This window comes from Pseudomonas sp. IT-P260, assembly GCF_949768395.1.
GTDB classification, from domain to species: domain Bacteria; phylum Pseudomonadota; class Gammaproteobacteria; order Pseudomonadales; family Pseudomonadaceae; genus Aquipseudomonas; species Aquipseudomonas parakoreensis.
Map to the genome: position 1 here is coordinate 101,933 of NZ_CATKPO010000044.1, position 19,800 is coordinate 121,732.

Genomic DNA, 19,800 nt, shown 5'->3' on the forward strand with positions numbered 1-19,800 from the left:
CGGGGAAAAACTGTTCTACGCTTATTGGATGATTATTGTCGACGAGGCGAAGTTCACATGACGACCGAGCAGAAGCGTCCGGATGAAAACCAGGCATTAGACGACGAAGTGGACGAACCGAGCGAAGAGGAAATCGAGCGCGAGAAACGCAAGGAACAAACGTGGAAGCACGACGATGACAAGGAGCTCACCGGGCCCGACGTGAAATTCTGACAGCCCCATGTAAAAAGCCCCGCAGCAGCGGGGCTTTTTGTTGTTTCACAGGTCTTCCAGGTGCGGGAAGTCCGGATGTGACGCCCGATAGCCCAGCGTCTTGTCGATCCACGCATTGAGCTCATTGACCATCACCGGTGGGTGGCCGGGATAGCCTTCGAGCGTGGTGCGCAGAATACGTTCGATGTCCGGCACTGAACGCAGGTTTCGGGTCTTGATGTAGTGGCCGATAAAACAGTCGAGTTGAAAGCGTTCTGTCATGGACAGATAAATACACTCCAGGCCTTTGGCCTGTTTGATTGCAAAATCGTCGCGCAACTTAGTTCTCTGCAAGGCTTGGTAAAAGTTGTAGGGGATTCCTGGTTTGTTGACTCTTTGGTCAACTGGTATGCCAATTGGAAATGCGGCGCGCATGCTATCCGTAGTGCATCTAAATGTATGTATGACGGTTGAAATGTCAGACAAGCGGTTAGATCGCTCAAACGACTGTTTTTTTGAGGCTGTTTCAGCGATGAAACACCAGCTGTAAAGATCGAGTGTCACCTGTAATCACCTGTAATCACCTGTAATCACCTGTAGGAGCTGCCGCAGGCTGCGATCTTTTGATCTTGCTTTTAAAAAATTAAAAATCAAAAGATCGCAGCCTGCGGCAGCTCCTACAGGTTAAACGCGTGAGATCACGGATCTTTAAGCCACTTCTTCAATCAGCCCGGCGCCCTGATTGCGCGAATTGCCGACGGCTTTGCCAACCTTGTGCCAGGCAAATGCCTCGCTGGCTTCACCTTCGAACAGCAGCATCTGTTCGGCACGTTCGGTCGGTGTTGCCGGGTCCAGCCACTCGGCAGCCAGCTCCGGGCGGAACACCACCGGTCGGCGATCATGGATATCGAGCAGGCCGCCGACGCTGTCGGCGGTGATGATCACGAAACCATCGTCGTCCCGGGCGTCGTTGCCGGGGGTCGGAAACTGGCCGATGGCCGCACAGAACACCGGCCCGTGATCGGCACGCCGGATCAGCCACGGCTGTCGGGTGTCATCCGGGCCGTCGACCCATTCGAACCAGTTGTCGACCGGCACGATCAACCGATGACGCCAGATCGCCCGGAAGAAGGGGCCATGGGCGACTTTTTCCACACGGGCGTTGATCGGCGCCGCGCGGTCTTTGGCCCAGTGCGGACGCCAGCCCCAGCGCAGGTTGTCGGCATACAGGCGTTGATCATATTGATGAAGAATGGCGAGAGACGTGGTCGGCGCCGCATTGTAGTGTTCCAGCGCGGCGTCGCCGACGTGATTGATCAGCGCATCGGGAATGCTCAGCACCGCGACAAAGTCGTGAATGCCACGGTACTGCGAGAGTCTTCCGCACATGCGCTGAATCTCCGGTTGCACGCTTTCAGCTTAGTTGGCTCTGGCCAATCAATCCTGCGCCTCCTGACCGGTGAACGTGTCGCGCCAGACCAGCCAGCGGCGTTCCAGCAGCGCGAGCACACCATCGCTGAGTTTGCCGAGCACGGCGAGCACGATGATCGCTGCCAGCACGATGTCCGGTCGCGAGGTCTCGCGGCCGTCGCTGAGCAGATAACCGAGGCCCTTGGTCGCGGCGATCAGCTCGGCGGCCACCAGAAACATCCACGCCAGACTCATGCCGCTGCGCAGTCCGGTGAACAGGCCGGGCAGGGCGGCCGGCAACAGAATCCGCCGTACCAGTTGCAGGCGGCTGAAGCCATAGATGCGCCCGACCTCGACCAGTTTGCGATCGATGTTGCGAATCGCCGCGACCACGTTGACGTACACCGGAAAGAACGCGCCGATGGCGATCAGCACGATCTTCGAGGTTTCATCGATGCCCAGCCACAGCAGCAACAGCGGCACCCAGGCCAGACTCGGAATCGAACGCAGCGCGGCGAACGTCGGTTCCAGATACGCCTCGGCCTCACGACTGAGGCCGACCCAGGCGGCGAACACCAGTGCCAGGCTGGCGCCAATTGCAAACCCGAGCAACACGCGGATCAGGCTGGCGCCGATGTGTTTCCACAGCGCGCCTTCGGCGAGGTCGGTGAGGGTCAGGGCGATCTCGCTGGGGGCCGGCATTTGGTAGGACGGCAGCCAGCCGAGACGCACGATGAACTCCAGGGCGACCACGATCAGCAGCGGCAGGGCCAGACCTTTCAGGCGCCGGCGCCATGTCGGGTTGAGGGAAGGATGCGGCCTCGACAAGCTGCGAGGCGGCGCTGGCAGTTCGTTACTGCGAGTGCTCATACGTAGGCTCCGCTCACAGCGAATCCGCGTCTGACGCGGATGGGCTGTGAGTCTGGTCGGTTACTGGCGGGCGACGGCTTGCTGCACGCCACTGTCGAGCAACTGATCGATGACTTGATCGACATTCACTCCACGCCGCACCAGTTCCTCGGAGACCAGAATCGGTGCCGCCGCCTTGGACGCCTGCACGTCGTTGGCGGTCAGTTGCGGGCTGCTCAGGTCGGTGCGCGACAACTGCAGTTTGGCCACGTCCAGCGGCAGGCCAGATTCCTTGGCGAGCAGGGCGGCGAACTCCTCGGGATTTTGCAGCGCCCATTGTCGCGCCTGCTCGTAGGCTTTGATCACCGTGTCGATGGTGTGCGGATGCTCCTTGGCGTACTGCTCGGTGACGCTGACCACGCCGTAACTGTTGAACGCCGGGTTGCGGTACAGCAGGCGCGAACCGGCCTGCACCTGACTGGCGGCCATGTGCGGATCGAGACCGGCCCAGGCGTCCACATCGCCCTTTTCCAGCGCGGTGCGACCATCCGGATGTTGCAGGTGCACCAGTTCCACGTCGTCTTTTTTCAGCCCGGCCTGTTGCAGGCTGCGCAGGGTGAACAGGTAAGGATCCGTGCCTTTGGTGGCGGCGATTTTCTTGCCTTTGAGGTCGGCGACGCTCTGGTACGGCGAATCCTTGCGCACCACCAGCGCAGTCCATTCGGCGCGGCTGTAAACATAGACCGATTTGATCGGGCTGCCGTTGGCGCGGCTCAGCACTGCAGCAAGGCTGGCGCTGGAGGCGAAATCGACGCCGCCGCTATTTAGATACTCCAGCGAACGGTTACTGCCCTGGCTGAGTACCCAACTGACTTTGGTCTGCGGCAGGGCTTTTTCGAGGAAGCCGAAATGCTTGAGCACCAGGCTGACCGGTGAGTAGTAGGCGTAGTCCAGATGAACTTCGGCGGGTGCCGTTTCGGTGGCGTGAGCCAGCGGTTGCAGGCTTAGCGCCATGGCGCTGGCGACCAGCAGTGTTTTGAGGCGGAAAAACGGGAAGAAGGATGTCATGGCGGCGCTCCGGCAAAGGCACTGTTTTTATGTCCAAAAATATATTTTTAGTGGCTGCTTCCTGCATGAATGGAATATTGCAGGCTCTGTGCCATGTGCGTATAAGCCAATGTTTACGGGGGTTTCGCCGGGTTTGGTGGCTTTCAACTGTTGCTGGGGCAACACGCTGGTATCGCACTGTTGCACAGCGAACAGTGAGCATTCGGTGTGCTGAGCTTATGCATTAATCGAATTTAAAAAGCGCCGATCAAGAGCGTTATGGTCTATGCAAAATCCCATTGCAGGACCCGCCATGAAGCTCTCCAAATTCTTGCGTATCACACTGATTGCTGGACTGTTCAGCGCACCGCTTTCCTACGCCGCCGAGTCGTTGGTCCTGCACGTCGGTGATCAGAACTACTACAACATCCGCGCCTCGATCGAGGCCTCCGGCGTGTTGAAAGATGCGCCGTACAGCGTCGACTGGAAACATTTCCAGGCCGCTGCACCACTGGCCGAGGCGTTGCAGACCGGCTCGCTGGATCTGGGCTTTCTCGGTGATTCGGGTTTTCTGTTTCTCGCTGCCAAACAGGCGCCGGTGAAGCTGATCGGGGTATCGCGGCAGAATCCGGACACCATCGCCTTGCTGGTGCCGAAAGATTCGCCGGTGAAAACCATTGCTGATCTGAAGGGTAAAAAAGTCGCCTACTGGCCTGGCGCGTGGAGCCAGCAACTGACCTTGCGCGCCCTGGAGCAGGGCGGTCTGCCGGAAAACTACGTCGACTTCGTCAAGCTGATGCCGATTGACGCCGCGGCGGCATTGCCACAGGGCAGCATCGACGCTTTCCCGGTGTGGGAACCGTACATCTCCCAGCAAATCGTGTTCTCCGGCGCGCGGCCGATTCTCACGGCGAAAAACCTGATGCCGGGCCTCAGCGCGATTGCCGCGTCGGCGCCGTCGATCGACAGCAAGCGTGCGGCGATTGCCGATTTTCTCGGGCGTTTGAAACGGGCGCGGGCCTGGGTCGACAGCCACACCGATGAATATGCGGATCTGTGGGCGAAGAAGGCCAATCTCGATCAGCAGGTGTCGCGGCACTGGTTGCGCCAGGCGCACATGAGCGTCGGGCCGGTGGATCGACAGGCCGCCGCCGACCTGCAAAGCACCGCCGACTTCCTGTTCAAGGTCAAGGCCTTGCCGGCGCCGCTGGCCACTGCCGGGATCATCGACACCTCGTTTCAACAGGCATTGGCGGACTGAGCGAGCGCCGGAACCAAAGCCTGTGTACCCTATCCAACGCTGGCTCGAATAGCCGGGCGCAGGGATGGATCAGGGCGAGGGAGTTTTGCCGGACGACAACAGGACCGCAACGGTCAGGCGCAAGGCAAAGCATGAAATACGCGTTCAATCTTCTCTGTGCAGCGGCCATCGCGTTCGGGCTGGCCGGCTGCATTGCCGCGCCGATCGAGATGACCGCGCAAACCGAAACCCGGCTCAAGGCCCAGGCGCCGGTACGTTTTCTGCTGACGTTCGATGACGGCCCCAGCGCTTCGAGCTTGTGGAACCCGTCGGCGACGGTGCTCGACAGCCTCAAGGACAACCCGGTGCAACCGGACATCAAAGCGGTGTTCTTCGTCCAGACCCGCGCGCCCCGCGCCGGCAACAGTGACATTGGCCGCGGCATCATGCGACGCGAATACGCCGAAGGGCACATCCTCGGATTTCACACCGCCACCCATTGGCACACCAACCATCGCTCGCTCGATCCGCAAGAGCTGGAGCAGTCGCTGAGCAACGGCACGGCGGATATCGCCGCGATCACCGGCGCTGCGCCGATCCTGCTGCGTCCGCCCTTCTGGAATTATGACAAGCGCACTTTCGCTGCCTATCAGCAACACGGTCTGCATGTGTTGCTGACCGATTTGAGCGCCAACGACGGCAAGATCTGGGGCTTCAACGCCAGTCCCCGACGTCGGGCGAATATGCTGCGCCAGCTATCGGAAGTCCGCGAGCGCATTGCCCGCGGCGAATTACCAACCGTGGACGGCGTCATTCCGGTGGTGGTGACCTTTCATGACCTCAACCGTTACACCGCGCGACATACTCGCGAATACTTGCAGATCCTCCTCGACAGCGCCGCCGCCACGGGCGTGAGGCTGGCGGACAAAGCGTTCTACGACGATCACGCGGCGCTGCAGAAAGCGGCGCTGGCGCGAACGGTTCAGCAGAGTTCACAGCCGGTGCAGTTGCCGGGCATCTGGAACTGGATCTGGGATCACGACGCGCATTGAGGCGGGGTCAAATATGTGAGCGGGTTGGCAATTGCCGGGGCGGCAGGTTGCTGATGGCTCATCTATGCTCAACGGGTCGACCGACTCAACGCCTGCGAGGCGTGTATCCATGCTAGCCATTGCCGACATCTGCCGGATTGTCGAGTCCGGCTTTCCGTCGCTTGAATGCGAATGCACACAAGTGGAGCAGGGACTGCTGCGGATCAAGGTTTATGAGCCTGACTCCGGGCGAGTCGAGTTGTTGCTCAATGGGGTTTCGCCGGAGCATCTGGTGACGATCCGCGATCTTTCCAACTTCATCGGCGAATTGCGCACGGAAATCAGCGCCGGGCGCCGGGCGTTTGCCGGTTGAAACCTCACAAGCGTCGTTGAAATGCCTGCACGATGCGCAAGGTCGCGTCGCTGGTGGGCAGATTCTGCACCGCGTCCAGCGGATGCCAGATGCATTCGATGATCTCGTTTTGCGGGCGCAACTGCTCAAGGTCGAGCACCGAAGCCTCGTAGACATGATGCTGGGTGCTGCCGCTGTGCAGTTCCATCAGATACAACATTTGCTCGGCATCCAATGCCGTTTCTTCCTGCAGCTCGCGCGTCGCCGCCCCGGCTTTGGTTTCCCCAGGCTCGACCTTGCCGCCGGGCAATGTCCAGCGACAGCGGGGTTTGCGGACCAGGAGAACGTGTCGATCCTGCTCGCAAATGACGGTTGCGCGTACTTTCATCTGTTACCTGTTTGTTGCGTGTCACATAAATGAAATAAAACTGCAATATTCGAGCCGGGCCCGGATTCAAAGGTTCCCTTGGGGTTTTGAGTGTTTGGCCTGGCGGAAAGTGCCAGAGCCTTGGCGCATCGCGATGGCGACACCCGGTCGGCACAACTGCGGCATCCGGGTGTAAGTTAAAAAGGCAGAGCTGAATCCATTGTCAGCAAAAAGGAGGTGCCCATGAGCATTCCGGTCTTGAACAAAATGCACATGAACGGCTACGACGTACTCAGCGTGAACAACGGCCCATGGCGGGTTTGTACTCAAGGCGACCGGCTTGCGTCGTTTGTTAGCAGAGAGGAAGCGCTGGCCTATGCCGCTACGTTGCCGGGTTACAGAAAACGCTCGGTGCGAGCGCGAAGTCACACTGCAAGTTGAAGCAAATGTAACGAAAGAGCCCCGGTGATTACCGGGGCTTTTGTTGAGGGCAGGGGGTGGTATCAGTGGACCTTTGTCCGGCTGATGGAGCGCGTCTTCACTTCCTTGGCATAAGACTGCAAGCGTTCTTCATCACTTTGCAGCACCTCACAAGACCTCAGCACCGCTTGGGCATCGGCTTCATTGCCGCTCTTGCGCAGCTGTTCGGCGATGCGCTTGAGGTCGACCGCCGACCATCTCAGATCCGATGCAACGGCTTGCAGGTCGCGTTGAAGTTCGTGTTCGTATTCATTGAGCCGCATGATCACCTCCGGAACATTCTCGGTAAAACAGAGTAGCCGCATTTTTCAGCGATGATGCGCAGCTCGTCTGCCACCGGGCTGGATGCATGTAAATATTTGTCCAATCCCCCTTGTGGGCGAGGCGTCGCGCTGGATGTACATCCGGTTACACGTTACATTCGCTTTTTTTCAAAACAGGGAAACACCATGCGGATATGGATCGGGAGTCTGGCGTTGGCATTGCTGGCGGGTTGCTCATTGCCAGCATCGCTGGTTCCGGGCGAGCCGAATCTCAGCAAGACCACCACCAAGGCGCCTAAAGACTATGCCGCGTGCTTGTTGCCGTTGTGGCAGCAGGACATTCCGAAAACCACGCAGACCGCGATTTCCAATGGTTATCGGATCACGGCACCGAGCATCGTCACCGCCGACGAGATTCTCGACGTCATCAAGTACAAGGACGGCAGCCGGGTTTCCCTGTATCAGGGACCGCCATGGGCCAAGTCCGGGTCGTTGCGCAAATCGGTGCGTGACTGCCTGTAAAGCACAGCCTCAGCTGCAAAACCCGCCGCCAGAAAAGCAGAAACCGGAGCAATGGTTTCTGCTTTTCTGCTTTGTGAATTTGCGAAATGCGTTGTGACAGATCGGCACGAGGCGTTAATGGTTACGAAGTAAAAATGTAACGAATAAAAACTCATACCCCAGCGAGTGGTACAGCACCTTTGCGCGTCACAATAGGCTGGTAACGCTGCATTTGACCGATGAAAGGCGATTGTTCGGCTGGCCCGTCGAGTGGCCTTCAGGCCCTCTGGAAGGACAGTTCATCATGCTGAATCCAGGCTGGCTGGTGGAGGATGGCGTGGCGTTGCCTTTTGGCGCCGAACTATTGGTGATAGATTCCTCGAAAGTTCAGTGGGTCGAATTCAGTTCTGTCGAAGAGGTTTCATCATGAGCGCAAAAGAGCCTACTCCCATGCCGCCTGGCGTCAGGCGCCTCTTTTATGGCCCGGACGGCAAGCTGCTGGCCAAGCCCCTTGTCAAAGGGCCAAGTGCGCCGCCACCGCTAAAGCGCCAGTACCGGGATTGACTGAACGCCGCTCATCAAGCGGCGTTTCGTTATGTCTGGCATTTGTGGGGTCACCGGTCAGAGCGTATCCACCAACCAGTCCCTGAACGCTTTCAGTGACGGCAACGCCTCATTACGCGGCGGATACACCAGGTAATAGCTGCGCCGGCTGGTGATCGGCTCCCCCAGTTGCAGCAGTTCGCCGTTGAGCAATTCATCCTCCACCAGAATCCGTGGCACCAGCCCCACGCCGATATTCGCCCGCACCGCCTGAATCAGGTGCGAGGTCATTTCAAAGCTCGGGCCGATACGCATGCTGCGGTGTGGCAAGCCATGATGGGTGAACCATTCCGCCCACGCCTGGGCATTGCTGCTGACATTGAGCAGCAACTGCCCGGCGATGTGCTGTTCGGCGTCGTCGCGATCGGCCGGCGACAACTGCGCGCTGGCGATCACCACCAGTTCCTCAGTGTGCAGCGGCAGGGCACTGAGGCCCGGCCATTCACCGCCGCCGACACAGATCGCGGCGTCGATTTCGCTGGTGTCGAAGTCGATTGCTTCAATGCGCGAATGCAAGTGCACGGTCATGCCCGGGTGCGCGGTGTAGAAGTCCTTGAGCCGTGGCAGCAACCATTTCGAGCCGAAGGTCGGCAGCGTCGCCAGACGCAAACTGTGAATGCCCGAACCGAACGCCATGGCCTGCAACGTCGCGCTGCGGATCTGCCCGAGGGCTTCGGCCAGTTCGCGCTGATACATGCGCCCGACATCGGTCAAAACCACTTGCCGGCCTTCACGGCTGAACAGGCGCATGCCGAGCATCTTTTCCAGAATCTGCACCTGACGGCTGACCGCGCTTTGCGTCAGCGACAGTTCGTGGGCGGCGCGGGTGTAGCTTTCATGGCGTGCAGCGGCCTCGAAGGCCAGCAATAACGACATGGAAGGGGTGAGGGTTCGCGGATTCATTCGTTTTAGTCATGGATTGCGGGTCGATTTTACGTTTGTCCCGACGGCGCCAAGCAATGAACATAAGCACCATGAGATGGCGGGAGCGTGACGCAATCATTCATTGCGCACAACTGTTCACCGCCACACGGCCCGATTTTGACCGAGATTTCCTCACCGATGATTGCCCAGCTGTCGCCCGCCACCGCATTGACCACTGATTACCAACAGTTCCTCAAAGCCCTGAAAGCCAGTGGCTTTCGTGGTGAGATCAGTGCCGATTACGCCAGCCGCGTAGTGCTCGCCACCGACAATTCGATCTATCAGCGCCTGCCGCAAGCGGCAGTGTTTCCGATGGATGCCGAGGATGTGGCGCGGGTCGCGCGACTGATCGCCGAACCGGCTTATCAGCAAGTGGTGATCACCCCGCGCGGCGGTGGCACGGGCACCAACGGTCAGTCGCTGACCGATGGCATCGTCGTCGACCTGTCGCGGCACATGAATCGCATCTTGGAAATCAACGTCGAGCAGCGCTGGGTGCGGGTGCAGGCCGGGGTGGTCAAGGATCAGCTCAACGCCGCACTGAAATCCGCCGGGCTGTTTTTCGCCCCGGAGCTGTCGACCTCCAACCGCGCCACTGTCGGTGGCATGATCAACACCGACGCCAGCGGCCAGGGCAGTTGCACCTACGGCAAGACCCGCGACCACGTGCTGGAACTCGACATGATTCTGCGCGGCGGTGAACGCCTGCACGGTGCAGCGCTCGCGGAAGACGACCTGACAGCGTTGTGTGCCCGTCAAGACCGGGTCGGTGAAGTCTATCGCTGTGCGCGGCAGATCATTGATGAGCAGGGCGAGCTGATCAAGCAACGCTTCCCTGATCTCAACCGCTGCCTGACCGGCTACGACCTGGCGCACCTGCGTGAGGCCGACAATCGTTTCAACCTCAACAGCGTGCTGTGCGGCGCCGAAGGCTCGCTGGGGTTTGTGGTCGAGGCGAAGCTCAACGTTCTGCCGATCCCCAAACACACGATGCTGGTGAACATCCGCTACGCCGGATTCATGGATGCATTGCGCGACGCCCGGGCGCTGATGGCGCTCAAGCCGCTGTCGATTGAAACCGTGGATTCCAAGGTGTTGCTGCTGGCGATGCAGGACATCGTCTGGCACGGCGTCGCCGAATACTTCCCGGAAAGTGCCGAGCGGCCGACACTGGGGATCAACCTGGTGGAGTTCTGCGGTGACGATCCCGAGGATCTGCAGCGCCGGGTCGAAGCCTTCCTCGAACACTTGAGCAGCGACACCACCGTCGAACGCCTCGGCCATACCCTGGCGGTCGGCCAAGCGGCGGTGAACAAGGTCTATGGCATGCGCAAGCGCGCCGTCGGCCTGCTCGGCAACGTTGCCGGCGAAGCGCGGCCGCAGCCGTTTGTCGAGGACACCGCAGTGCCACCGCAGCACTTGGCCGAATACATCGCTGAACTGCGCGAACTGCTCGACAGCCACGGTTTGCAGTACGGCATGTTTGGCCATGTCGATGCCGGCGTGCTGCATGTGCGGCCGATTCTCGACATGAAGGATCCACAGCAAGCGGCGTTGGTGCGTCCGGTGTCCGACGGTGTCGCGGCGCTGACTCAGCGCTACGGCGGCCTGTTGTGGGGTGAGCACGGCAAAGGCCTGCGCTCGGAATACGCGCCGGCGTTTTTCGGTGAGCTGTACCCGGCGTTGCAGGCACTCAAAGCCGCGTTCGACCCGTTCAACCAGTTCAACCCGGGCAAGATCGCCACGCCGGCCAACACGCACGCGCAGCTGTTGAAGATCGACGAAGTGACCCTGCGCGGCGAAATCGACCGGCAGATCGACGAAAAGGTCTGGCAAAGCTATGGCGCGGCCCTGCATTGCAACGGCAATGGCGCCTGCTACAACTTCGATCCCGACGACGCCATGTGCCCGTCGTGGAAGGCTACCCGCGAGCGTGCGCAATCGCCCAAGGGCCGCGCGTCGTTGATCCGCGAATGGCTGCGCTTGCAGGGCGAGGCGGGGGTGGATGTGCTGTCCGATGCGATTCGTCGTCCGGCGTTTTTCCGCAACCTGTGGACCCGTTGGCGCAACAGTCGAGGGCAGGGCGCAGATTTTTCCCATGAAGTGTATGACGCCATGGCTGGCTGCCTGGCGTGCAAATCCTGCGCGGGGCAGTGCCCGGTCAAGGTCAATGTGCCGGAATTCCGTTCGCGGTTTCTGGAGCTGTATCACAGCCGTTATCTGCGCCCGGCGCGGGATTATCTGATTGCTTCGCTGGAGTACAGCATTCCATACATGGCGCGGATTCCGGCGCTGTACAACGGTTTGATGGGCGCTGCGTTCGTGCGCCAACAGTTGGAGCGTCTTGGTGGCATGGTTGATGTGCCGTTGCTCAGCCGCTTTGATTTTCATGCTGCGCTGCGTCGGTGGAAGGTGCAGCCAGCGACGGTCTCGACACTGTCGGCGCTGACCCCGGCCCAGCGCGAGCGCAGTGTGGTCTTGGTGCAGGATGCCTTCACTCGTTACTTCGAGGCGCCGCTGCTGGCGGATCTGCTGGAACTGATTTCGCGGCTGGGCTATCAGGTGTATCTGGCACCGTTCAGCGCCAACGGCAAGCCGCTGCATGTGCAGGGCTTCCTGTCGGCGTTCAACCGTGCAGCATTGCGCAATGCACGACAACTGCGTGAGCTGGCCGATATCGGCGTGCCGTTGTTGGGGCTGGATCCGGCCATGACGCTGGTCTATCGCCAGGAATACCAGAAAGTGCCCGGCATGCTGGAATGCCCGGAAGTTGCACTGGTGCAGGAATGGTTGCTCAAGGTGATGCCGGAGCAGCCTGTTGCCGACGCGCCGCCGTCATTCCGACTGCTGGCGCACTGCACCGAGAAAACCAACGCACCAGCCGCCACTCGCCAGTGGGAGCAAGTGTTCGAACGGGCCGGATTGAAACTGGCGACGCAGGCCACCGGTTGCTGCGGCATGTCCGGCACCTATGGCCATGAAGCACGCAACCGTGAAACCTCGGCAGTGATCTACGAGCAATCCTGGGCGCGGCAGGTCGAGGCTCCGGCGGAGCAGGGCGAAGCACTGGCCACCGGTTATTCCTGCCGCAGTCAGGTCAAGCGCCAGTCGGATCGGGCGCTGCGCCATCCGTTGCAGGTGTTGCTTGAGGTGGTGCGTCGCTAAGCGGTTCATCGTCCGGGGCGTTGTCCCAGATCAGCCGCGGGTCGAAACTCATCGCCGAGAGCATGGTGAACACCACCACCATGCCGAAAAACAGGATGCCCGGGCGTGGTTCGATATCGCCCAGCGCCTGGAACTTCACCAGCGCCGCGACCAGGGCGACCACCAGTACGTCGAGCATTGACCAGTAGCCGATCAGCTCGACGAATCGGTACAGTTTCGAACGCTCGCGGCGTGCCCAGTCGCTGTTGCGCTGCACGGTGATCAGCAGCAGTGACAGGGCGACAAACTTGATCCCCGGCACCGCGATGCTGGCGATAAAAATAATCAGCGCGATGTCCCATGCGCCACCCTCCCAGAACTCCAGCACGCCGCTCATGATCGTGCTGTCGGCGCCGTTGCCGAGCATCACCGTGTTCATCACCGGCAGCAGGTTGGCCGGCACGTAAAACGCCAGCGCGGCAAACAGATAGGCCCAGGTGCGCGTCAGGGAATTGGTCTTGCGCCGATGCAGCGGTGCATCGCAGCGCGGGCATTCGTGCGGTTCGTCGGTCATGTCGCAGGCCAGCCCGCAGCTGTGGCACAGGCACAGATTCAATTCGCTGGAGGTCGCGGGTCGCTTCATAAAATGTCCCACAGATCACGAATGTCGCGGCCGGCAATGCGGATCATCATCAGGCTCAGCACCGCCAGGGCGAACAGGCCGATGCCCGGCAACACATCCAGCAGCCCGGCGAGTTTGAACACCGCTACCATTGCCCCCAGCAGACACACTTCGAGCATGCTCCACGGACGCAAGGTTTCCAGCCAACGCATGCACAGCTTGAAGCCCGGTGCCCGCCGTGAAGACAGTGCGTAACTCAGCACCCAGATCAACAGCACCAGTTGAAAGGCCGGGGCGATGATTATCGAAATCGCCGCGACCATCGCCATGAAGGTGATCGGCCCCTGACTCAACGCCAGCACCGAATCCCACAGCGTCGCGCTGTTCTTCAGGCCTTTCATGCTGATGCTCATCACCGGGTAGAAGTTGGCGAACAGCCACAGCATGGCGGCGGTGAACGTCAAGGCCAGCCGCTGTTCCACGGTCAAGCCGTTATAACGCTGCAGCACGCCGCCACAACGCACGCAGAGGGTTTTCTGGTGTTTGCCGAGCACGACTTTTTCATACACGCAATCGCAATGCTCGCAGATGATCAGGTGTTCGGTTGAGGTCATGGGCAACGCTCGACAGCTGGCGCAAAGGGCGGGAGGCGCCTGATCACTATAGAAGCCTGACGTGATTGGGCAAATGTCGATTGGCTTGGGAATCGACTTTTTATGTTATAGAGTAACGCGGATTTTTGCTGAGGCTCGCCGTTGCGACCCCTGATTCACTGACTCGATGGCGAAATGTCCATGACGATTACCTGTGCTCGTTCCAACCCGCCGCCGACCGGTCGCTTGCTGTCCATTGATGCGCTACGAGGTCTGGTGATCCTGTTCATGTTGCTGGATCACGTGCGTGAGACGTTCCTGTTGCACCGTCAGGTGTCCGATCCGATGGATATCGCCAGCACTGAGCCGGCGTTGTTTTTCAGTCGCACTTTGGCGCATCTGTGCGCACCGGTGTTCGTGTTGCTGACCGGGCTGTCTGCGTGGTTGTTCGGCGAAAAGTACGCGGGCAAGGCCGATGTCAGTGCCTTCCTGTTCAAGCGGGGGCTGTTTCTGGTGCTGCTGGAATTCACTTGGGTGAACTTCGCGTGGACGTTTCAGTTACCGCCGAGCGTGATCTATCTGCAGGTGATCTGGGCGATTGGCCTGAGCATGCTCGCGTTGTCGCTGCTTGTCTGGTTGCCGCGCTGGCTGTTGCTGACGCTGAGCCTGGCGATCATTGCCGGGCATAACCTGCTCGACGGTGTGCATTTCGCGCCGGAGTCGGCACTGCATGTGCCATGGGCGATTCTGCATGATCGGGGCTGGATCGAGGTCGGTGACAGTCTGCGCTTGCGCACTTCGTATCCGCTGTTGCCGTGGATCGGCGTGATCGGTCTGGGTTATGCGCTGGGCCCGTGGTTCGCCCGCGGGGCTGATGCCTGGAGCCGTCAGCAGGGCCTGTTGCTGGGCGGTGTCGCCGGTCTGCTGGGCTTCGTCGGGCTGCGGCTGATCAACGCTTATGGCGAAAAGCCTTGGGCGGTTGAAGACACGACCTTGCAAACGCTGATGGCGTTTTTCAACATTACCAAGTACCCGCCATCGCTGCTGTTCATCACCCTGACGGTGAGCATCGGATTGCTGTTATTGCGGGTGTTCGAACGGCGGCAGACGCGCCGCTGGATTCGCTGGCTGACGGTCTTCGGTTCGGCGCCGATGTTCTTCTATCTGCTGCACCTGTACGTGCTGAAGGTGCTTTACCTGATGGCGCTGGCGCTGTTCGGACTGAATCAGGGCAGCCATTTCGGGTTCGACTCGGTGCCGGCAATCTGGCTGCTGTCGGTGCTGTTGGCGGTGGCACTGTACCCGGCGGTACGCTGGTTCTCTGCGCTGAAATCGCGGCGTCGCGACATCGCCTGGCTGAAATATCTGTAAGCCCTGGGGTCATTGCGCTCGCGCAATCAACGCACGACGTAAAACCCTGTAGGAGCTGTCGAGTGAAACGAGGCTGCGATCTTTTGATCTTGATCTGGAAAATCAAAATCAAGAGATCGCAGCGTGCCGCAGCTCCTACAGGGGGCGGTGTTATTTGCGATCCAGCCACACCGTCTGCGCGTTGCAGAACTCACGCACGCCGAAGTGCGAGAGCTCGCGACCGAAACCGCTTTTCTTCACGCCGCCGAAGGTCACGCGCGGGTCGCTGGCGGAGTAGCCGTTGATGAACACGCCGCCGGTGTCCAGTTCGCTGGTCAGTTGCTGGGCCAGTTGCACGTTGGCGGTGTAGATCGTGGCGGTCAGGCCGAAGTCGCTGTCGTTGGCCAGGGCCACGGCGTGGGCGCAATCGCGGGCGGTGATGATCGACGCGACCGGGCCGAACAGCTCTTGTTTGAACGAGGTCATGCGGTCGGTGACATCGGCCAGCACGGTCGGTTCGTAGTAGTTGCCCGGGCCTTGGGCCTTGCCACCGCCGAGCAGCAGGGTTGCGCCTTCTTCGAGGGTGTCGCGCACTTGCTGGTCGAGTTCGTCACGCAGATCGAAACGTGCCATCGGGCCGATGTAGGTGTCAGCGGACAGCGGATCGCCGACTTTCAATTGACGCGTGGCCTCGACGAATTTGCGGGTGAACTCTTCGACCACGCCTTCTTCGATGATCAGGCGCTTGGCGGCGGCGCAGACCTGGCCGGAGTTCTGATAGCGCCCGATGACGGCAGCCTGCACGGCCTCATCCAGATCAGCGTCATTGAGCACGATGAACGGGTCGGAGCCGCCGAGTTCCAGTACACACTTTTTCAGTGCGGCACCGGCCTGAGCGCCGATGGCCATGCCGGCGCGTACGCTGCCGGTCAGGGTCACGGCGGCGATGCGCGGGTCGGCGATGGCGGTCGAAACGCCTTCGGGGGTGACGTTGATCACTTCAAACACGCCGTCCGCGAAACCGGCGTTCTTGAAGGCATCGCGCAGCAGGTAGGCGCTGCCCATCACGTTCGGCGCATGTTTGAGCACGTAAGTATTGCCGGCGATCAGCGCCGGTACCGCGCCGCGCAGCACTTGCCAGATCGGGAAGTTCCACGGCATCACCGCGAGGATCGGGCCCAGCGGACGGTACTCGATTCGCGCCTTGCCACCCTCGACCTGAGTCGGTTCGGCGCTGAGCATGGCCGGACCGTTTTCGGCGTACCACTCGCAAAGCTTGGCGCACTTTTCGATTTCGCCACGGGCCTGGGCGATCGGCTTGCCCATTTCCTGGGTGATCATGGTTGCCATGGCTTCGGCGCTGTCGCGCAGGGCGCCGGCCAGCGCCGTCAGGGCGCGGGAGCGATCCTGCAGCGGCTTGCGTTTCCATTTCGAGAAACCGAATGCGGCGCGGGTCAGCGCAGCGTCGAGGGCCTCAGCGGATTCAAAGGCGTAGTGACCGATCTGTTCGCCGGTGGCGGGGTTGATCGAGATGGCGTGGGTCTGGCTGGAAATCTGGCTCATGGCTGGCTCCTGCGAGTTCAGTGGATGGGCCTAGAGTAGGGTGGCGTTTGTTTTCTGGAAACTGAATAATAAAGATCGTTTCTTTCACGATTGGAGAATGACTGTGGATCTGGTGCAGCTGGAAATCTTCAAGGCCGTTGCCGAGCACGGCAGCATCAGTGCTGCGGCGGCGCAGATACATCGCGTGCCGTCGAACCTGACCACGCGGATCAAACAGCTGGAGCAGGACCTGGGCGTCGACCTGTTCATTCGCGAGAAAAGCCGTCTGCGCCTGTCGCCGGCTGGCTGGAGTTTCCTCGAATACGCCCGGCGCATTCTCGATCTGGTGCAGGAGGCGCGGGCCACGGTCGCCGGTGAAGAGCCGCAGGGTGCATTCCCCCTCGGTTCGCTGGAAAGCACCGCCGCAGTACGCATTCCCGAACTGCTGGCGGCGTACAACCAGTTGCATCCCAAGGTCGATCTGGACCTGTCCACCGGCCCGTCCGGAACGATGATCGATGGCGTGCTGGCCGGGCGCTTGGCGGCGGCGTTCGTCGATGGCCCGGTGCTGCACCCGGCGCTGGAAGGCGTGCCGGCGTTCGAAGAAGAAATGGTCATCATCGCACCGCTCAATCACGCCCCGGTGCAGCGTGCGGCGGACGTGAATGGCGAAAACATTTACGCGTTCCGCTCCAACTGTTCCTACCGGCACCACTTCGAAAAATGGTTCAGCACCGACGCCGCTGTGCCGGGCAAGATTTTCGAGATGGAGTCGTATCACGGCATGCTCGCCTGCGTCAGCGCCGGGGCCGGGCTGGCGCTGATGCCCCGCAAAATGCTGCAGAGCATGCCCGGCAGTGCGACGGTCAGCGTCTGGCCGCTGGCGGCGGATTTCCGTTATCTGACGACGTGGCTGGTGTGGCGCCGGGGTACGGTGTCGCGCAGCTTGGGTATGTTCGTGCGTTTGCTGGAAGAGCGCGGTGTGGTGCGTGCATAAGAGTAGCTGCGTCGACGACGTCACTCATGCCTCGACGCCGCAACGGTCATGCTTCACGGCGTACCGTTTCTGCCGTACAGGCGAAAGCCTTCGCGTTGGCTCAGACGCTCGTAATACGCCCTGACGGCGGCATAGTCCGGATGTGCGAGCGGCGTTTCGAACCAGCGGTTGACTGACAGCCCGATGGGGATATCGGCGAGGGAAAACCGGTCGCCACTGACGTAGGCGCCAGTCTTCAGCAACTGTTGATCGAGGATGCCCATGGTCTTCGACCATTGCTCGATGCCCTTGGCCAGAGCGGCGCTGTCCTGATAATCCGCTGACTGGCGCACCAACGACATGAACGCATACGACCACGAGCGGTTCAGCTCCGACGCTTGCCAGTCGATCCACTGATCGACCCGCGCACGAACTCGCGGCTCGGCAGGGTAGAGGTCTGCGCCGCCATAGTTGCCCGCCAGATAACGAATGATGGTGTTCGATTCCCACAACGTGAAATCGCCGTCCTGAATCACCGGCACCATGGCACAGGGGTTGAGGGCGAGAAACTCCGGGGTGTCGGTGGGTTTGAAGCCCGAGCCCCAATCCTCACGCTCGAACGGGATCTGCAGTTCAGCGCAGGTCCACAGCACTTTGCGCACATTGATCGATGACGCCTTGCCCAGAATTCGCAGCATGAGTTTTCCCTGTCTCGTGGGTGCCTGTCGGGGCATCAAGAAATACCACACCACAACGCAGAAGGCCCGCGCATGGCGGGCCTTCTTTTTACATCGAATCAATCTCAGTGACTGCCCACCAGTTTCCCGCCCATCATCCGCCGCCGATAAGCGCTGTCACGATTGGCCAGCCAGAAGTACAGCGGCGAGGTCACCAGCAGCCCCACCAGCCACGACAGATCCGCGCCGTTGATATGCGCCGACACCGGGCCGACGTACAGCGGGGTGTTCATGAACGGGATCTGCACCGCGATGCCGATCGCGTAGGCCAGCAACGCTTGCGGGTTGTAGCGTCCGTAGATGCCGCCGTCGACCTGAAAGATCGACTGGATGTCGTACTTGCCCTTGTGGATGGCGTAGAAGTCGATCAGGTTGATCGCGGTCCACGGTACCAACACCACCAGCAGCACCAGCACCATGTCGACGAAGTGCCCGATGAAGTCCTTCGAGGCGCCGACGGCGGCGAAGCAGCAGGCCAGCAGCACGATGATCGAGATTACCGCACGGCTCTTGGCGGTCGGAATCCAGCGGTAGGCGAAAGTCTGCACCAGGGTAATCAGCGACAGCACCGCGCCGTACAGGTTGAGGGCGTTGTGGCTGATCACGCTGAGCAGGAACAGCACCAGCATCAGCGGCCCGATCGAGCCGGTGGCAAGTTTGACCGCATCCATGGTGTCCATGCCCACGGGCGTTGCCAGCACGGCAACGGCACCGAAGATGAACGCCAGGCTCGAGCCGAGCGCCGAACCCAGATAGGTGGTCCAGAACGTCGACGAGACTTTCACGTCCGCCGGCAAATAACGCGAATAGTCGGACACGTACGGGGCAAACGCGATCTGCCACAGCGCGGCGAGCGACACGGTGGCGAGCCAGCCGGAGAGGTTGAAGCTGCCGCGGGTGAGGAAGTCATCGGTTTGAATATGGGTGAAGATGTAGCCGAAACCGACGACGATGCCGATCCCCAACACCCAGGTACCGATGCGGTTGAGCACGTGAATGAAGCGGTAGCCGATGATGCCGATGATCCCTGAACCGAGGGCGCCGATGACGATGCCGACCGGCACCGGCACGCTGTCGACCACGCCGTGCAACGACTTGCCGGCCAGTACGATGTTGGAGGCGAAGAAGCCGATGTACATGACGCCGGCAATCAGCACCACCAGCAGCGCGCCGAGCGAGCCGAACTGTGCGCGGCTCTGGATCATCTGCGGAATGCCCATCTGCGGGCCTTGCGCCGAGTGCAGTGCCATCAGCACGCCGCCGACCAGGTGACCGACCAGAATCGCGACGATGCCCCAGACCAGATTCAAGTGGAACAACTGCACGCCCAGCGCGCCGGTGACGATGGGCAACGGCGCGATGTTGCCGCCGAACCACAGCGTGAACAGATCCCTGACCTTTCCGTGGCGATCTTCGGGGGGCACGTATCCTATCGTGTGTTTTTCAATGAGCGGGGCGGACGTTGTTGCAGAGGTGGACATGACGAACTCCAAGGCAAGGATGAGTACGTGGACGTACTTCGGCAAGCGCCGACACGGACGGCGCATTTCTTGTTGAAGCGATCATGTGCAAAGGCC

General features: G+C 60.6%; 22 protein-coding genes. 10 read left to right on the forward strand and 12 right to left on the reverse strand.

Going from position 1 to position 19,800, the window contains the following annotated elements:
* The first annotated feature begins 57 nt into the window (after positions 1-57).
* Positions 58-213: a hypothetical protein gene (locus ACM6HV_RS26465; protein WP_414905677.1), complete on the forward strand. Its 156-nt coding sequence runs from the start codon at positions 58-60 to the stop codon at positions 211-213.
* A 45-nt stretch (positions 214-258) separates the two neighbouring features.
* Here the strand turns inward: ACM6HV_RS26465 and ACM6HV_RS26470 are convergent, their stop codons facing one another.
* The 4 genes from ACM6HV_RS26470 to ACM6HV_RS26485 all read right to left on the reverse strand — a co-directional run bounded on the left by ACM6HV_RS26470 (position 259) and on the right by ACM6HV_RS26485 (position 3,519).
* A complete protein-coding gene (locus ACM6HV_RS26470; RefSeq protein WP_414905678.1) occupies positions 259-531 on the reverse strand; it encodes a hypothetical protein in 273 nt (90 codons plus the stop codon).
* Positions 532-900: 369 nt separating this feature from the next.
* Positions 901-1,581, reverse strand: coding sequence for an SOS response-associated peptidase (locus ACM6HV_RS26475; RefSeq protein ID WP_262948792.1), 681 nt, complete (start codon positions 1,579-1,581; stop codon positions 901-903).
* Between the two features lie 48 nt (positions 1,582-1,629).
* A complete protein-coding gene (locus ACM6HV_RS26480) occupies positions 1,630-2,472 on the reverse strand; it encodes an ABC transporter permease (protein WP_414905679.1) in 843 nt (280 codons plus the stop codon).
* Between the two features lie 60 nt (positions 2,473-2,532).
* The gene (locus ACM6HV_RS26485; RefSeq protein WP_145596849.1) at positions 2,533-3,519 is read right to left on the reverse strand and encodes an aliphatic sulfonate ABC transporter substrate-binding protein; all 987 of its coding nucleotides are present in this window, start codon (positions 3,517-3,519) and stop codon (positions 2,533-2,535) included.
* A 292-nt stretch (positions 3,520-3,811) separates the two neighbouring features.
* On the opposite strand from ACM6HV_RS26485, the gene ACM6HV_RS26490 reads away from it, so the two are divergent.
* The 3 genes from ACM6HV_RS26490 (at position 3,812) to ACM6HV_RS26500 (ending at position 6,142) form a co-directional block, all read left to right on the forward strand.
* Positions 3,812-4,759, forward strand: a complete 948-nt coding sequence (locus tag ACM6HV_RS26490; protein WP_095666865.1) for an ABC transporter substrate-binding protein — start codon at positions 3,812-3,814, stop codon at positions 4,757-4,759.
* A 131-nt stretch (positions 4,760-4,890) separates the two neighbouring features.
* Positions 4,891-5,790 carry a polysaccharide deacetylase family protein gene (locus ACM6HV_RS26495; RefSeq protein ID WP_145596851.1) on the forward strand — a complete coding sequence of 300 codons (900 nt, stop codon included), beginning with the start codon at positions 4,891-4,893 and terminating at the stop codon, positions 5,788-5,790.
* A gap of 109 nt (positions 5,791-5,899) precedes the next feature.
* On the forward strand, positions 5,900-6,142 hold the full coding sequence (locus ACM6HV_RS26500; RefSeq protein WP_041062828.1) for a DUF1652 domain-containing protein: 243 nt from the start codon (positions 5,900-5,902) through the stop codon (positions 6,140-6,142).
* 4 nt (positions 6,143-6,146) lie between these two features.
* On the opposite strand, the gene ACM6HV_RS26505 is transcribed toward ACM6HV_RS26500, so the two are convergent.
* Positions 6,147-6,509: an NUDIX hydrolase gene (locus tag ACM6HV_RS26505; protein WP_007966809.1), complete on the reverse strand. Its 363-nt coding sequence runs from the start codon at positions 6,507-6,509 to the stop codon at positions 6,147-6,149.
* A 222-nt stretch (positions 6,510-6,731) separates the two neighbouring features.
* Between ACM6HV_RS26505 and ACM6HV_RS26510 the strand changes: the two genes are divergently transcribed.
* A complete protein-coding gene (locus tag ACM6HV_RS26510) occupies positions 6,732-6,929 on the forward strand; it encodes a DUF2188 domain-containing protein (RefSeq protein WP_414905680.1) in 198 nt (65 codons plus the stop codon).
* Between the two features lie 62 nt (positions 6,930-6,991).
* Here the strand turns inward: ACM6HV_RS26510 and ACM6HV_RS26515 are convergent, their stop codons facing one another.
* Positions 6,992-7,231 (reverse strand): hypothetical protein, encoded by a 240-nt coding sequence (locus ACM6HV_RS26515; RefSeq protein WP_414905681.1) that lies wholly within the window; start codon positions 7,229-7,231, stop codon positions 6,992-6,994.
* 186 nt (positions 7,232-7,417) lie between these two features.
* On the opposite strand from ACM6HV_RS26515, the gene ACM6HV_RS26520 reads away from it, so the two are divergent.
* The gene (locus tag ACM6HV_RS26520) at positions 7,418-7,753 is read left to right on the forward strand and encodes a hypothetical protein (RefSeq protein WP_414905682.1); all 336 of its coding nucleotides are present in this window, start codon (positions 7,418-7,420) and stop codon (positions 7,751-7,753) included.
* Positions 7,754-8,036: 283 nt separating this feature from the next.
* A complete protein-coding gene (locus ACM6HV_RS26525; protein WP_414905683.1) occupies positions 8,037-8,162 on the forward strand; it encodes a hypothetical protein in 126 nt (41 codons plus the stop codon).
* Between the two features lie 191 nt (positions 8,163-8,353).
* On the opposite strand, the gene ACM6HV_RS26530 is transcribed toward ACM6HV_RS26525, so the two are convergent.
* Complete coding sequence (locus tag ACM6HV_RS26530) at positions 8,354-9,238, reverse strand: LysR substrate-binding domain-containing protein (protein WP_145596860.1); 885 nt, start codon at positions 9,236-9,238, stop codon at positions 8,354-8,356.
* Positions 9,239-9,397: 159 nt separating this feature from the next.
* On the opposite strand from ACM6HV_RS26530, the gene ACM6HV_RS26535 reads away from it, so the two are divergent.
* Positions 9,398-12,424 (forward strand): FAD-binding and (Fe-S)-binding domain-containing protein, encoded by a 3,027-nt coding sequence (locus tag ACM6HV_RS26535; RefSeq protein ID WP_414905793.1) that lies wholly within the window; start codon positions 9,398-9,400, stop codon positions 12,422-12,424.
* Here ACM6HV_RS26535 and ACM6HV_RS26540 read toward each other — a convergent pair.
* The gene (locus tag ACM6HV_RS26540) at positions 12,357-13,046 is read right to left on the reverse strand and encodes a paraquat-inducible protein A (RefSeq protein ID WP_414905684.1); all 690 of its coding nucleotides are present in this window, start codon (positions 13,044-13,046) and stop codon (positions 12,357-12,359) included. The two genes, ACM6HV_RS26535 and ACM6HV_RS26540, sit on opposite strands and share 68 nt — an antisense overlap.
* Positions 13,043-13,639, reverse strand: coding sequence for a paraquat-inducible protein A (locus ACM6HV_RS26545; RefSeq protein WP_041062800.1), 597 nt, complete (start codon positions 13,637-13,639; stop codon positions 13,043-13,045). The genes ACM6HV_RS26540 and ACM6HV_RS26545 overlap by 4 nt, the downstream gene beginning before the upstream one ends.
* A 180-nt stretch (positions 13,640-13,819) precedes the next feature.
* Here ACM6HV_RS26545 and ACM6HV_RS26550 point away from each other — a divergent pair, with 180 nt between their 5' ends.
* Complete coding sequence (locus ACM6HV_RS26550; RefSeq protein WP_414905685.1) at positions 13,820-14,989, forward strand: DUF1624 domain-containing protein; 1,170 nt, start codon at positions 13,820-13,822, stop codon at positions 14,987-14,989.
* Positions 14,990-15,139: 150 nt separating this feature from the next.
* Here the strand turns inward: ACM6HV_RS26550 and ACM6HV_RS26555 are convergent, their stop codons facing one another.
* A complete protein-coding gene (locus ACM6HV_RS26555; protein WP_108182405.1) occupies positions 15,140-16,531 on the reverse strand; it encodes an aldehyde dehydrogenase family protein in 1,392 nt (463 codons plus the stop codon).
* A 103-nt stretch (positions 16,532-16,634) separates the two neighbouring features.
* Between ACM6HV_RS26555 and ptrR the strand changes: the two genes are divergently transcribed.
* The gene (gene ptrR / locus ACM6HV_RS26560) at positions 16,635-17,507 is read left to right on the forward strand and encodes a putrescine utilization regulator PtrR (protein WP_414905794.1); all 873 of its coding nucleotides are present in this window, start codon (positions 16,635-16,637) and stop codon (positions 17,505-17,507) included.
* Between the two features lie 53 nt (positions 17,508-17,560).
* Here the strand turns inward: ptrR and ACM6HV_RS26565 are convergent, their stop codons facing one another.
* Together ACM6HV_RS26565 and ACM6HV_RS26570 are read right to left on the reverse strand one after the other, a co-directional pair.
* Positions 17,561-18,184 carry a glutathione S-transferase family protein gene (locus tag ACM6HV_RS26565; RefSeq protein ID WP_414905686.1) on the reverse strand — a complete coding sequence of 208 codons (624 nt, stop codon included), beginning with the start codon at positions 18,182-18,184 and terminating at the stop codon, positions 17,561-17,563.
* 104 nt (positions 18,185-18,288) lie between these two features.
* The gene (locus ACM6HV_RS26570; protein ID WP_145596870.1) at positions 18,289-19,704 is read right to left on the reverse strand and encodes a purine-cytosine permease family protein; all 1,416 of its coding nucleotides are present in this window, start codon (positions 19,702-19,704) and stop codon (positions 18,289-18,291) included.
* Positions 19,705-19,800 lie beyond the last annotated feature (96 nt).